Genomic DNA, 14,808 nt, shown 5'->3' with positions numbered 1-14,808 from the left:
ATCAAACCTCAAGACTATCTTTATTTGATGATAGATAAGCCCCTTTGGGACCACACACGTCACAGTGGGGATCCCGCGTTAATACAGCAGCAGTCCACGCAAGTGATTTAGCGTCAAAGCGCCAAAAACGCCCCAACAAGGCATTTTTCGGTTCATCACCACCGCTATTCACACTCAGCAAGAGTTGCATTGCCACCAAAGATTGCATTGACGCCATCACGCCTACGCTGGGGCCGAGTACGCCTTGGGTACTGCAGCTCTGCGACACTCTCGTCTGTGCGGGGAAAATACAGTGATAACAACCGCCAGAGGGGAGCTGCATTTGATCGACCGCAAACAATTGGCCGCTAAATGCTGCGATTGACGCACTAACTAAAGGCAAAGTAGCTTCGATACAGCAGCGATTAATGGATTGGCGAGTCGCAAAGTTATCGGTGCAGTCAAGCACGAGCACTCTTTTACCCTGTTGTTTTAATTGTAAAACCTCAGCGAAGTGATGAGCTGATGTCTCAGCACTAAATACTGTTTCATGGGCAGTAACAGTGCACTGCGGCGCTAAGCCTTTGAGCTTTTGCTTGGCAACTCGCGCCTTATTGAGTCCAATGTCGGCATCGTTGAATAGCAATTGTCTTGGTAGATTCGATACTTCAACCTTATCCATGTCGATTAAGGTCAAGTAGCCAATGCCTGCACAGGCCAGATACTGCGCCGCCAATTGCCCTAAACCGCCAAGCCCTACAATAGCAACGCTGGCGTCGGCCAGTAGTAATTGTCCGGCCTCACCCACTTCTGGCAATAAGACTTGCCGAGAATAACGGATGAAATTGGCATCACTTAGTGTATGAGCGCTTTGTGTACCGTCGCAAAGAACCTCTGCGTGAGCAAGCGGTTGGTTTTTACTCATGCTTAGCAACCTCATGCTTTACAGCCAGTTCTTCAGACAAGCTACATTGCTCCCAAGCTTGGCTCAGCTCTGCAAACGCTGCGACTGGATCCTTAGCTTTCGTTATTGCGCGCACCACAGCAATATTGCCCACCCCAGTGGCTTTCACCTTTGCCAGATTATCTAAGTCGATGCCGCCAATGGCGACCAAGGGATAATGGTCTTGGAGTAACGCCACATAGTGCTTAAGTTTTGCGAGCCCTTGGGGCGCTGAAGGCATTTGCTTCGTCGTGGTTGGGAATATATGCCCAAGCGCTATGTAGGATGGCGAGTATTGATGCGCCAATAACAACTCGAAATAACTGTGGGTGGATAGACCTAACGCGAGCCCCGCGGCTTGAATGGCCGCTAAGTCGGTAACGGCGAGATCTTCTTGGCCTAAATGTACCCCAAAGGCATGGTATTTTATCGCTAACTGCCAGTGATCATTGATAAAAAGCTGCGCATTAAAATGCTTACCTAAGGCAATGGCCGTTTGAATTTGTGCTTCTAATTCAGAGCCAACCAACTCAAATTTACCTGACTCAGACTTGCCTAGCGCAGATTTATCTCGCTGGTATCCTGCTAACCCTGCAGCAGTTGACCCGCTGGTATCGGTTTTTATCCGTAACTGCACGGTTTTAACACCCGCAACTAACAAACTTTCCAGCATGATTAAGTCACTCACCACGGGATAAACACCAAGATCGGCATCGAGCACTTTAAAACCGTGGGATGAGATGTATTGAGCTGGCGTCGAAGTTATTCTTACCTGAGCGGTTGCCTGATCTGTTGCGGAAAAAACTGTTGCAACTAAGTCATTACCAACATCAAGATGTTGGTTGAGGTGATAACTAATAAAATTACCATCACACAATTTTATCTTGGCATAGCGGGACAAGTCATTGGGCCACCCCGTACGGGCCAACGGCCCTGGACCTTGCCCTAAACCAATCGCCGCGCTTAAGCCTTGACTCACGTAGGCTTTGGCAACCACCACCGCATCTTGCAATACAAAACCTTGCGCTAACACGGCGGCAATAGCCGATGACAAAGTACAGCCGCTACCATGGTTATGACGTGTATTAACCCGCGGGCTTGCCAACCAGAAACGCCCATTTTGATGCAGCTCAGAGCTAGCGCGTACTTGATGGCAAACCAGATAATCCTCGGCAAGCTCAAAATCCCAGCCGTTGCTATCGAGAGTGCTAACATGAACGTTAGCCTGAGTTTGAGCATGAGTGTTATCGTGAGTTTTAGCATGAGTATCAGCAAGAATGTCAGTGCTGCCAAAGCTCACATCGCCCCCTTTAGCGAGCACACTGCAATCTAAACTCTGGGATAAAGCCTGTGCTGCAGCAACGAACTGCGATTTGGTCGAAACATCACTGTGAGTTAACCGCCCAAGTTCAAGCACATTGGGCGTGATAAGTTCGATTAAACCTTTGAAAGGCCTAAAATCTAAGGCTGATTTAGCCGTACTTTTTATATCCTGACAGTTATCTACTGCTAATGCATCGCCACAACTGGCGACCATCACAGGATCGATAATCACAGGCACAGATGGATAGTGGATTTTAAAACTCGCGATCCAATCTGCCAGTAATGCGACTTGAGATTGATCTGCCAGTAAGCCGATTTTGATCGCTTTGGGTGGCAAGTCTGACAGTAAAGTAGTCAACTGAGCCATTAACATCGCCGCTGATACGGGCTCGACTAAAGTGACCGCCACTGAGCTTTGCGCCGTCACTGTGGTGATCACGCTGCAACCGTGGCAGCCCAAATCCTGAATCGTGGCCAAGTCCGCCTGAATACCGGCACCGCCGCCGCTGTCTGAACCGGCTATAGTCCAGACAAACGCGGGGCACTCGGTATTCATGGGCAATTTCCCCCCATGAATACCCAGCATCATTAGGCTTCCTCAGCTTCGGCGACGAGCTTGTCTTTAACGTGATAAATCTCGGCGCCCGAGGCAGCAAATTGTGCCGATTTTAGCGCCATTGCCGCTTCCAACTCCTGCGGCGTCTTGATTGTGACTTGCATAGCTTGGGCAGCCGCTTCAACTTGCTCCGCCTTCGCTTGTGCCGCCTCTAAGCCAGCGGCATAGGCGCGAACATCTTGGGTGATTTTCATCGAACAAAATTTAGGGCCGCACATAGAGCAAAAATGCGCGACTTTAGCGGATTCCTGCGGTAAAGATTCATCGTGGTAAGCACGCGCGGTTTCAGGATCGAGTCCTAAATTATATTGATCTTCCCAGCGGAATTCGAAACGCGCCTTTGCCAGCGCATTATCACGAATTTGCGCACTCGGATGACCTTTGGCCACATCGGCGGCGTGGGCAGCAATCTTATAAGCAATCAAACCTTGCTTAACATCTTGTTTATTCGGTAATCCTAAGTGTTCTTTTGGTGTTACATAACACAACATGGCGCAGCCGTACCAAGCTATCATGGCCGCGCCTATGCCGGAGGTGAAATGATCATACCCAGGTGCAATATCGGTGATTTGTGGGCCAAGGGTGTAAAACGGCGCTTCGTCGCAGTGAACTAACTGCTTGTCCATGTTCTCTTTAATGAGCTGCATCGGGATATGTCCCGGTCCTTCGATAATGGTTTGTACGTCGTATTCCCACGCGATTTTGACTAGCTCACCTAAGGTTTCAAGCTCTGCAAACTGGGCGGCATCATTAGCGTCGGCAATCGAGCCTGGACGCATACCATCACCTAAGGACAGGGATACATCGTAGGCGACGCAAAGCTCACAGATCTCACGAAAATGGCTGTAGAGGAAGTTTTCCTTGTGGTGACTCAGGCACCATTTGGCCATAATTGAACCGCCGCGGGAAACGATCCCAGTAACGCGTTTAGCCGTCATCGGCACGTAACGAAGCAGCACACCAGCATGAATGGTAAAGTAATCAACACCTTGCTCAGCTTGTTCAATCAAGGTATCGCGGAACACTTCCCAGGTTAAATCCTCTGCCACGCCGTTCACTTTCTCCAGCGCTTGATAAATCGGCACAGTGCCAATGGGCACTGGCGAGTTACGGATGATCCATTCGCGGGTCTCGTGGATATAACGCCCCGTGGATAAATCCATGACAGTATCCGCGCCCCAACGGGTTGACCAGACGAGCTTTTCCACTTCTTCCTCGATGGAAGAGGTCACCGCAGAATTACCAATATTGGCGTTCACTTTCACCAGAAAGTTACGCCCGATAATCATAGGTTCGGCTTCGGGATGGTTAATATTCAGCGGAATTATCGCGCGGCCACGGGCAACTTCGGCGCGGACAAATTCGGCGGTAATCGGTTCGCCGACTAAGGCACCAAAAGCTTCGCCCTTGGCTTTACGATTGAGGATTTCATCCTGTACTTGCGCAAGTGCCATGTTCTCGCGGATCGCCACATATTCCATTTCTGGCGTGATAATCCCTTGACGGGCATAGTGTAATTGACTGACGCGTTTGCCCTGCAGCGCTCTGCGTGGGCGGACAATGGCACTCGAGCCTGCCTCAAAACGCAGATGATCTAAACCGTCGTCGGCGAGTCTTTGTTGGGTAAAGTCTGAGGTCGCGCAGGATAATTGCTCTGTGTCGTTGCGGGCTAGGATCCAGTTGTGTCTTAATTTACCAAGGCCTAGACGCACATTGATGTCGGCCTCAGGATCGGAATAAGGTCCGGCGCAATCGTACACGCGGATTGGCGGATTTTTTTCCATGATGGGCGCATCATCTGTGCCGCCGACCAGGGTGTCAGTCTGCAGAATTTGCCGCATGCCAACGCGAATATCGGCACTGGAACCCTCGAGATAAATCTTTTGTGAATTAGGATGTTGCAGTGGCGCTAGCGTATCGATAAAGGCTTGGGCCTGCGCACGGGTTTCGCGGCGACTCGGCGCCTTAGGCACTGTTGATTGACGAGACTCAGTCGATTTATTAGGGATTGTCGATTCTAGCGCTGTGATTTCTATCGCACTGGCAGCTACAGCTGAGTTTGGGTTTGAACTGGACATAAGCAATCTCACGTTAAAAAATGGAGTTGCTTGTCTGGAGAATTGAGTTGTTGATAGCTGGACATGGCAATCAACTTTTGTGGCCAACACTGGCTTCAAAAATTGAGTTACCCTGCTCAATAACAATTAAATCTAAACATTAAGGCTTAAAACACTGCTGAGTTAACAGGTGTTCAAGCCGTCTATTTTGGCGATTTAATGTGTGTTATTACGCTTGTTTCCTTCGCAGGTTTTAACCTGATCAGGTTCAACGGATCCCGAATAAACGGTCTCAGCCAAGAGGCACTCCGACAAGATGAGTGCGCAGTATAGACAGAAGCGGCAGCAACAAACAAGGAAAAAAGCAATTAAAAATCTTAACCACCAATCCAAAATAAAGATTCATAATTAATTGTTTTTAATTGATTAAATAAAATTAAACTAAAAAATCTATAATTAGCATGAAAATAGATCATAAAAGAAAGCAGCTATTGATGGGGTTTGAGCATCATTTTATTTAATCGAGATTGAATGGCATCATCAATAGCTTGATTGATTTTTTTGCCACTGCAGTTAATGGGAAAACCTAAATTTTCGGCGTTAGGATTAACTTGAGTGCCGACTTGTACCACGCGATAACAAGTATCCCCTTTACGCACAATACGATTTGGATCTAAGGGTAAATCTAGACTCGTTGTGCCACCGAAATCATCGGCGTTAGGGACAAATAGCACCTCCATCTCTGGGCTCATTTCACTCATATTCGATTTCAGGGTGAATTTATCGGCCTGTTCAATGACGAGATCATCGAGCGCTTGCTCGCGCTGACGTTCAAAATATTGCTGCGTGAATAAACTCATGCTTGAGCTTGTCGCTATTGTGCTCTCACCTTCTGCTGCGGGTAAACTCTTAGCGCCAAGCTGCGGCTTTATTTCTGTGGTATCAAGCGTATTAGTTGGTTTTTTTGCCGTCACTTCAGCGGGCTGTACTTCACTTTGGGCACTTGATTGAGTTCTCTTTGATTGAGATTGGTTCGATTGATTGATGTCCGGTTTAACCGTATCTGGCTTCACTTTTCCCTGCTCTACTTTTTCCGCTTCCACTTTTTCAGAGACGGCCTTTTCAGGTGCTATTGTTTCAGGCATGACCTTTTCAAGTATTGGCAGAGGCTTAACTTGAGTTGGAGGTGTGGGAACTGGTATAGGCTCAACTAAACTTGTCGCTTCAGTCTTATCCTCGGCCTTTATCTCAGTTTCGGACTCCGAGGTTTCGGCTTTCTCTACCGCGGGAGCATAAATAAAGTAAGCCTTGATCGCTGCCACTTTAGGGCCACGGCTTTCTATTTCCTTCAATCCAAAGGGATTTAACTGCGGGCGCCACAAAATGCAGATAAGTAAAAATAAACACACATGCACTAAGAGTACGAAAAATAGCAGACTTAATTCTTTGAAATATGGCTGACGAGCACGCAAAACTGATCCCGTCCCCAATCCCTGAGCACTAGTTTGTATTGTCCTAGACAGTTCAGGTTTGGATTCAGACTCAGGAACCAATTTATGTTGATGTTCAGCATGGATTTCTTGCAGTACCAAATCTTGGGTTTTATCTTGAGCTATGCCTTTGATGTCATGCTTAGAGGCTGAATGACCTGCATCGCTATTGAACGCTAATGGCTCCGTATCAGTGGTAAAAACAGGCGTTTGAGCAGCATCCAGTTCACCGAGGTGATGATCAAAGGCGATAAAAGTCTCGCCTTCTGGCGATGTGACCGAAATCAGCAAAGCACTATTGGCATCATCTCCAATCGCTATCGCTGTAGGAGATGCTGTCAATAAAGGCGCGGCCTTGGGTTGATGTTGAAAAGGCAAAATCCATCCTTAGGTTTTGTATAGTATCCATTGATTTCAATGATGCTTAACGTGGAACGATTACACTCTAATTCAATATCAATCCAATATCGGGTTGGTGAATATTGAAAGCGAATTATCTATTGATTGCATTTACTTACGAGTGCTCAACGCAGATTAGAGGAGGCAAACAGAGCAAAGTTCAATGCGAATGCAACCTGCTACAAGCACAGTACTTTACGCCAGTGCTTGATAAGTCACTTGCCAGTTAAGACAAATAAGGTTGGAAATTGGGATCATAATCGCGCTAAATTGAATGTTAAATCTCACGTCTTGAAGCGAGTAGCATCATCAATGCGATGCACTGATGGGAGTGCAAGACGGCGTTAAAAATCTAAAAGATGAAAAATAGAAGCCAACCACAAATTTAAGCTTACAAGTGTACGCTTAAATATGGTGGTTTATTTTTCTAACTGATAGACTCAGTCATTATCGTTTACGAGTGTGTATCTACCATGTCGAGTCAAAGTGTTACCGAACAGCCAAACACAGTTAAAAACCCGGTAAAATCTGGACCATATAGTATCAAAGAAGAGATCGCTAACAGTGTATCCCATGGCCTAGGTGTCATTGCGGGGATTGTGGCATTGGTGCTCATGCTGCTTAAAGGTCAAGATCACCTAACGCCAATTCAACTTGCGGGCGTAACCATTTATGGTGCGAGCATCATAGTGCTTTTCCTATGCTCGACGTTATATCACAGTGTTAGCCATTCAGGCTGGAAACATAAACTGAAGATCGCCGATCACTGCGCTATTTACTGTTTAATTGCAGGGACTTACACACCTTTGATGCTGATAAGCCTACAGGGGACACAATCGGTAGTGATTTTAACGGCCATTTGGTCGCTTGCAATTGGTGGGATCCTATTTAAGACACTGTTTATTCACAAATTCAAAAAGTTAAGCCTAGTGTTGTATCTCGCTATGGGTTGGCTATGTGTCACTGTGATGGGCGATTTAACGGCGGCGATGTCAGAGGTAGGCTTTAATCTATTAATCTTAGGCGGGTTATTTTACACCTTAGGAGTTGTGTTCTACGTCGGTAAACGCATTCCATTCAACCATGCCATTTGGCATTTGTTTGTGCTCGGCGGTGCCATGAGTCACTTTCTGTGTATTTATCTGACTGTTATTTAAATGACTATGATTTAACTGATAGTGATTTAACTGGCTCTGATTTATCTGTGAGTCAAAGCTAAAAGTCGTTAATTATCTATTCAAGCACTTTCTTGAACGCTCTCTCAAACACCGCAATCAAGTATGGCTATTCAATTCAGTAAACAGTGACGCTAATAGCGTCGCTTGTTCTGCTCTGCCACACTGGCGCCAAAGCGCAATAATGCATTCTACAGTGCACAAGCCCCCTTCTTGCTGATTACGCCGCAATATAAAGGCGGATTCAGGCATAAGTGGCGGCAAACTGACTCGTGCAGCAGTTTTAAGATAGGGGCTCTGGCGCAGCATCTTACGCGCCTCCTGCCAAGTCGCATCTAAAATCACCACTTGGCTAGGCATTCGTTGTGTTGCTATGAGTGTGGATTGCGCTGGTGCTAATAACGTTTGTGCGTTCGAGAGCGCTGGCTCAGTATCACTTGCTGGAAACAACAGTTTAGCCTGCTGCGATGCCAACATAGCCACTAAATCGTTATCAGGTGCCGTTCTCGACCAGACGATGCTTTTCACCTCTTCAGGAAATGCGGCTAACGCGAGTTGGCCAGTATTCGTTTTGCGGGTTAACTCGCGCTCGTGGGTCAATAAAATAATCTGCATTGCCTTCCTTGCTGCGGCAAAAGAGTGAGAAATAGCCTTAAACATCCACAGACTCAGGCACAGACTCGAAGCATATCCGCTTAAAAGATCAGGTTAAAATAACGGTGTTCGATCGCCAACAAGCCAAGCCAAGCCAAGCCAACTAAGTTTGACGTGAAATAAAATCATAGATTAAAGTTATGATTTAAAAATGGTAAAATTTAAAAACATTCCAATACTATCTGTTTTAGCAGAAAAGTTTCACGCTCTATTGATTGGCCTTTATGGGGATGATTGCGCTGAATATCTTCGTTATGGGCGATAGCTTGATGAATATTAAGCCATTCAGGCCGCATGCCATTTTTAATCTCATGGGCTTCTAATCGAGTCTCACCTAAACCACGCTCACCCAGTGTGATGTCAATACGGCATACATAACAGAATGACTCCATGTGCACTACATTCGCTCCTTCACGGTACCAAGGTCGAAACTCTTCATAGCGACCAAAGGGCGCTAACACTTGAATGTCTAAGGCACCGGTTTCTTCCTGAAGCTCGCGGATCAGTCCATCTTCGAGACTCTCGCCATCATCAATTCCGCCTCCGGGTAAGCTGTAGTCGCGGTATTTTTGGGTATAAAGTAGCAAAATGTCTTCACCCGATAACACTATCGCGCGGGCAGCTCTGCGATAAAAAACGCGTGCCGTCTGTAGGTTAACCGCAGGATCTTGGGTAGTTCTCAATAAACGCATCGTCGTAGCCATTTGCCGAAAAGGAGTCGAAGCATAAACGAAAATGCGCCAAATGCAGATCAAAAACTGCCACAGAGGCAATAATCACACTCAGTCCAGTCCGAGTGATTAATAGATTTTAACGATTACAAGATTGATTGTTAACGGTTTATGCTAAAATCGTTTTACCCATAATATTAACAACGAGATCGCGATGCATCAGCTCTTTCGCCTGATCCTCATCTTTGGTGCTCATCTTTGGTTCTCATCTTAGTTCTCAGCGTAATGCCCAAGCGGCAAAAATGCTCAAGCGCATTCAAGCTCACTCATACTCACTCAAGAACTGGGCCAATTGCTGCTGATAGGCGTGAATAATTTCAGGAGTTTGCTTGTGCGCCGGCATGCGTTGGTAATGGCCAATCAGCTGCGACAGGTAGTGGTGTGCTCGCGGCAGGTTTGCTTCATCTAACGTCTGCCATATTAACGACCCCGTAGCAGTGATAGGCAGACCATTTGGATCTATGATTGTGCTGACGTGGAGGATTTCGTAGAAACGTTGATTCTCTTCCAATAAGTGTTCCGACTTAAGCCCTAGCCCTAAGGCCGAAAGTGATTGCCTGACATAGTAATTATGATGCACGGGACACAAAATAAACTCGAGGTGCCGCAGTGGGTGTTGAGCTAGAATTGCCCGCACTAATTCCACCAGCAATTCACCACCCACGCCAGCGATGATAATCAACTGTTTATCTTTGTCACTGGTTTGCTCGAGCGGTAAAGCCGCGACATCGAGGCAATGCACTTGCCACTGAGTATGACGATATAAGTTTGAGTTTGGTTCTTGATTTGACTGTGAGTCTATGTCTGGGTTTAAGTCTGGATCTGAGTGTGGCGCTAAATTGGGATTAAGGCCTGATATCTCTGCGGGGAAAAAACGCTGTAAACGCAGCTCAAGCGCCTGCATCAGCGAAGGGACACAATCGACAAAGTGCACTTGGCGGGCAGCATTCCTTTTTAACAACAGCATACCGAGCAAACCATGATCGCAGCAGCAATCCCAAATATGATCGTAATGACCAGTGATCATGCTGTTTATCTGTTGTAAACGTTGGCTAATTTTCACGGTTTGACCTTACTACTGCGGCTCCAAATACTGTAAATCCCACTGTAAATCCCACGCTAAATTGCATTTTTAAGCAAAAAGAAAGCGCGCAGTTTACCCGAGTCAAAAGCAAACCACATCTTTTGTTCGTGCCCTCGCAGTGCTTCACGTCACGTCTGTTACGCCACGCCTTAATATGGTGAATACGTATGCAGGCCGTTGCGGTTAAAAAGCCATCGCCACTAGTATGCTGTGAGTCACATTCGTTATAAAAACAAGGATCAAGGAATGTTCATCAAGACCAACCCTATTCAGTTCACTCGCAGCGACTTAACTGCCCGTCACGTAACAGACTGCCACTTAACAAACAGCCACGCTCGCCAGAGCTCATCGCGACAAAAACTATCGCAAGCGCGATTAAGCCATTCACTTATCGCCCTTGCAGTTACGAGTCTTTTTAGTGCCAACGTATTTGCCAAAACCGTTACCGTCAGCTCACCCAACCAACAAATTCAAATCAGCTTGAGTGACGATACTGGCCGCCCCGAATATAAAATCGATTTTCACGGCAAAACAGTCATAGAACCGAGCCGCTTAGGCTTAGTTTTTCAATCCCTTGGCGAACTCGGTCAAGGATTACAGATAAAAAGCAGCGATAAAAAAAGTGCCGATGAAAAGTGGCAACAACCTTGGGGCGAACAGGAATGGATCCGCGATCAGCACAATCAACTGACTGCAGTATTAAGTAATGGCAAGGTGCAACTCGAAATCGAATTTAAAGCCTTTGACTATGGGATTGGCTTTCGCTATCACTTAGCCCCACAAGCTGCCCTACCCGCCAATTCGCCGCTATTAATCACTGACGAGTTAACCGAGTTCAATGTCGGCAAAAGCGATAAAGCTACAGCATGGTGGATCCCTGCCCGCAGCTGGAATCGCTACGAATATTTATATCGCACCACAGCGCTTAAAGACGTCGATAGAGCCCATACCCCCTTCACCTTTAAACTCGCAGACGGTACGCACTTAAGTATCCACGAAGCCGCCTTGGTGGACTTTGCCGCCATGACCTTAGATCAACAGCGCGATGGCAAACTTAAGGCGGATCTCACGCCTTGGTCCGACGGTATTCGTGTCAAAACCCAAGTGGGTTTTTATACGCCATGGCGCACCATTCAAATTGCCGACAAAGCAACTGGGCTGCTCAATTCGCACCTCATCCTAAACCTCAATGAACCCAATAAACTCGGCGATGTTACTTGGGTAAAACCAGGGAAATACGTCGGTATTTGGTGGGGAATGCACTTAAACGAAAATACTTGGGGCTCGGGCCCAACCCATGGAGCAACCACCAGTGAAACAAAGCGTTATATGGATTTTGCCGCTCAATATCAGTTTGATGGTGTATTGGTAGAAGGTTGGAATGAAGGTTGGGACGGCGACTGGTTCCACAATGGCGATCAATTTAGCTTTACCAAGGCCTATGCTGATTTCGATCTGCCCGCCATCGCAGCCTACGGGGCAAAACAAAATATACGCTTAATCGGCCACCATGAAACCGCAGGTTCAGTCACGCATTATCGCGAGCAAATGGCAGATGCCTTCGCCCTGTATGAGCAGCTTGGTGTTACTCAAGTCAAAACGGGCTATGTCGCCGATGGTGGCCAAATCAAGCGCATAGATGACAAAGGCATTACCCGTCACGAGTGGCACGACGGCCAGTTTATGGTCGGTGAGTATTTGCACAATGTCACTGAAGCAGCGAAACACCATATCAGTATCAATACCCACGAGCCGATTAAAGACACAGGCCTGCGCCGAACCTATCCGAACTGGATCTCCCGCGAAGGTGCCCGCGGCCAAGAGTATAATGCTTGGGGTAGCCCACCAAACAGCCCTGAACACACGGCCATGTTACCCTTTACCCGCATGCTTGCGGGTCCAATGGACTTTACCCCGGGAATTTTTGACTTAGCGCCCAAGGGGTTGGATGCTGAAAATCGTGTGCAAACCACATTGACCAAACAGCTCGCCTTGTACGTTGTGCTCTATAGCCCAATCCAAATGGCAGCGGATCTGCCGCGCAATTATGAAAAGCACTTAGATGCCTTCCAATTTATCCGCGATGTGCCCACAGATTGGTATCAAAGTGTCGCGCTGGCCGGTGAAGTCGGTGACTATGTGGTCTTTGCTCGCCAAGCGAAGGATCAAGGTGATTGGTACTTAGGCGCACTCACGGATGAAACCGCACGCACGGTCACGGTCAAACTGGATTTCCTCTCCCCGAATAAACGTTATCAAGCACAAATTTACCGCGATGGCGCAAAAGCCGATTGGAAAACCAACCCCTATGATTATGTGATAGAAACAAAAGAGGTGAGTGCTAAAGATAGCCTAAACCTCTCACTCGCCAGCAGTGGCGGCACGGCAATAAGGTTCAAAGTGCTTTAATAAAGTGCTTTAACGACTTTGTTGCGAGCAACAAAGTCGCTATAAACAAAGGGAGCTAAAAAGCGCCCTTTGTGTTTACTGTGACCCAATTAGTTTAATGTCAGTGCCACTATTTTAAGTGGATGATTGTCATCGAACGAAGGGAAATCCTCATGGGGATCGAGCCAAGTGTGCGTAGTGACTGTACGGCCTTGTTTTTCAACGCAGCGCACTAAACTGTCAAACCATGCTTGGCGCTCGACTTTCGCCACATTGTTACAGCAAACGATAGTGCCACCGACTTTCGTCGCCATTAATGCGGGCTTGAACAAACCTTGATAATCATTAACCAAATCGACAATACCAAAAGCACTCTTGGCATAACGCGGCGGATCGAGGAACACCAGATCAAACTGGGTTTGCGCCAATTTGGGATAACTCGGTAATTTTTGATTGCGACGCCCTCCCACACTCAAGCCTGCCAATTGGCGCAATGCCGGAAACGCATCACTCTGCACAAACTCACATACATTCGACACCTGATTTAACGCCGCATTCGCTTTGCCCGTCGCTAAAGCAAAGGAAGAAAAATCAACATTCATCACCTGAGTCGCGCCGCCGATGGCTGCCGCAGTACCAATGCCGCAGGTGTAGGAAAACAAATTCAGCACAGTTTTATCTTGGCTGTGTGCCCGTACATATTCGCGGCCAATACGCATATCGAGGAATAACAGCGGATCTTGTCCTTCGTGGCGCAGTTTAGTGCTGAACTTGATGCCATTTTCCTGCATAACTCGCTCAGAATTCGCAATATCTGCCAGTGCGGGAGATAACGCGTTCAATACGCGGGAATTACCTAATGAGCGGTCGTTATACACAATCGGCAAATCGGCCTGTTGCAGCAAAACAGCGCTCACATCGGCTAACTCTTCGTCGGTTAAGGTCTGATGAAAACTCTGCACTAGCCAAGTATCGCCATAACGGTCGATATTCAAGCCACTGACGCCTTCGACTGTGCCATGGAACACCCGAAAACAATCGGTTTGATCCTGTTCTGCTTGTTGTAAAAAATCATGGCGTTTCGCCAGAGCCGTCGATAACAGCGTTTGAATAGACATAAAAAGCGGGACTCGCGCAGCGGAAACCTGCGTAAGGTTTCAAGAGGGAAAACGGCATAATACCAAACTAGGTCGCAGAATATCGGAAAAGTTCGCCCCGAAAACAGCATAAACACCGACTAACATCCAAATGGGGGGGAACTCTATGTCCCCCCAACCCGCCAAGCCTGTTATAACCAAGTACACGGAATAATTTTCAAACAAAGATGTAGGTTAAATCACTTCAAGCAACGGCTCTAACCCTGGCGCCGTTTTAGTCGGCACAAACTCTATCACCTCAAACTCAGCGACATCGGCAATGCAGAAAGGATCTTGCTGCAAAATAGCCTCTAGCGCCGCGCGACTTTCAGCCTTGGCGAGGATGACGCCACCAGTACGTGGCACTTTGCGACCCGAGGCGACAAAAGTCCCTGCGGCATAATACTGATCAAGATAAGCAATATGGGCGGCTAAATGTAACTCCACTTCTGCAATTGGCTTTTTATAGGTAAGCGAGACAACAAACATAGGGTTCCTTTAATCAACTGAAAAAATTTAAAATAATCGAACGAAAAACGCTTAATCTGGCGATCATCATAAGCTAAGTACCTATCTGATCCCACCATATCTAGGCTGGCTATTATCATAGTGCAGAGTGCGCGACTTTCGAGTCAAGCTATCGGCATCCGTACTGGATATTTATTGCATCCTGACTCTTATTAAGTGCATTGAACTCGCCGTCAGTTATGCTGCGGTTGATTTTATCACTCAGTTAACATCCGCAATAACAATACCCTTTTTTCTAAAAAATAATGCAATGACTGATCATCAAGTATTCTAACAAGATTAGAGAGTTATTTGAGCATTCCAGC

Annotated in this window: 11 protein-coding genes and 1 riboswitch; of the genes, 2 read left to right on the top strand and 9 right to left on the bottom strand. The window is 47.0% G+C overall.

The genetic code is table 11. The features are described from left to right. Nucleotide 1: 1 nt before the first annotated feature. The 4 genes from KO537_RS07040 to KO537_RS07025 form a co-directional block, all read right to left on the bottom strand. Nucleotides 2-904, bottom strand: a complete 903-nt coding sequence (locus KO537_RS07040) for a HesA/MoeB/ThiF family protein (RefSeq protein ID WP_219234119.1) — start codon at nt 902-904, stop codon at nt 2-4. After that, complete coding sequence (gene thiE, locus KO537_RS07035; protein ID WP_219234185.1) at nt 897-2,831, bottom strand: thiamine phosphate synthase; 1,935 nt, start codon at nt 2,829-2,831, stop codon at nt 897-899. The genes KO537_RS07040 and thiE overlap by 8 nt, the downstream gene beginning before the upstream one ends. A gap of 2 nt (nt 2,832-2,833) precedes the next feature. Beyond that, a complete protein-coding gene (gene thiC / locus KO537_RS07030; protein WP_251071042.1) occupies nt 2,834-4,939 on the bottom strand; it encodes a phosphomethylpyrimidine synthase ThiC in 2,106 nt (701 codons plus the stop codon). Nucleotides 4,940-5,140: 201 nt separating this feature from the next. Next, nucleotides 5,141-5,239, bottom strand: a riboswitch (TPP riboswitch). A 167-nt stretch (nt 5,240-5,406) separates the two neighbouring features. Then, complete coding sequence (locus tag KO537_RS07025; RefSeq protein ID WP_173244695.1) at nt 5,407-6,786, bottom strand: hypothetical protein; 1,380 nt, start codon at nt 6,784-6,786, stop codon at nt 5,407-5,409. A 494-nt stretch (nt 6,787-7,280) separates the two neighbouring features. On the opposite strand from KO537_RS07025, the gene KO537_RS07020 reads away from it, so the two are divergent. After that, a complete protein-coding gene (locus KO537_RS07020) occupies nt 7,281-7,964 on the top strand; it encodes a hemolysin III family protein (RefSeq protein WP_028759837.1) in 684 nt (227 codons plus the stop codon). Between the two features lie 117 nt (nt 7,965-8,081). On the opposite strand, the gene KO537_RS07015 is transcribed toward KO537_RS07020, so the two are convergent. The 3 genes from KO537_RS07015 to KO537_RS07005 all read right to left on the bottom strand — a co-directional run bounded on the left by KO537_RS07015 (nt 8,082) and on the right by KO537_RS07005 (nt 10,430). After that, nucleotides 8,082-8,642, bottom strand: a complete 561-nt coding sequence (locus KO537_RS07015; protein ID WP_173244692.1) for a tRNA-uridine aminocarboxypropyltransferase — start codon at nt 8,640-8,642, stop codon at nt 8,082-8,084. Nucleotides 8,643-8,797: 155 nt separating this feature from the next. Next, nucleotides 8,798-9,328 (bottom strand): NUDIX domain-containing protein, encoded by a 531-nt coding sequence (locus KO537_RS07010; RefSeq protein WP_173244689.1) that lies wholly within the window; start codon nt 9,326-9,328, stop codon nt 8,798-8,800. A 301-nt stretch (nt 9,329-9,629) separates the two neighbouring features. Continuing rightward, complete coding sequence (locus tag KO537_RS07005) at nt 9,630-10,430, bottom strand: tRNA (adenine(22)-N(1))-methyltransferase TrmK (RefSeq protein WP_173244687.1); 801 nt, start codon at nt 10,428-10,430, stop codon at nt 9,630-9,632. 267 nt (nt 10,431-10,697) lie between these two features. Here KO537_RS07005 and KO537_RS07000 point away from each other — a divergent pair, with 267 nt between their 5' ends. Then, a complete protein-coding gene (locus KO537_RS07000) occupies nt 10,698-12,860 on the top strand; it encodes a glycoside hydrolase family 97 protein (protein ID WP_173244684.1) in 2,163 nt (720 codons plus the stop codon). Nucleotides 12,861-12,949: 89 nt separating this feature from the next. On the opposite strand, the gene KO537_RS06995 is transcribed toward KO537_RS07000, so the two are convergent. Both KO537_RS06995 and KO537_RS06990 read right to left on the bottom strand, forming a co-directional pair. Next, nucleotides 12,950-13,957: a class I SAM-dependent methyltransferase gene (locus KO537_RS06995; RefSeq protein WP_173244681.1), complete on the bottom strand. Its 1,008-nt coding sequence runs from the start codon at nt 13,955-13,957 to the stop codon at nt 12,950-12,952. A 213-nt stretch (nt 13,958-14,170) separates the two neighbouring features. Beyond that, nucleotides 14,171-14,464 carry a YciI family protein gene (locus tag KO537_RS06990; protein WP_173244678.1) on the bottom strand — a complete coding sequence of 98 codons (294 nt, stop codon included), beginning with the start codon at nt 14,462-14,464 and terminating at the stop codon, nt 14,171-14,173. Between the last annotated feature and the right edge of the window lie 344 nt (nt 14,465-14,808).

It is taken from the genome of Shewanella sp. NKUCC01_JLK, assembly GCF_019345615.1.
Classification (GTDB): Bacteria; Pseudomonadota; Gammaproteobacteria; order Enterobacterales; family Shewanellaceae; genus Shewanella; species Shewanella oncorhynchi.
This window is presented reverse-complemented; position numbering and strand designations above follow the sequence as displayed.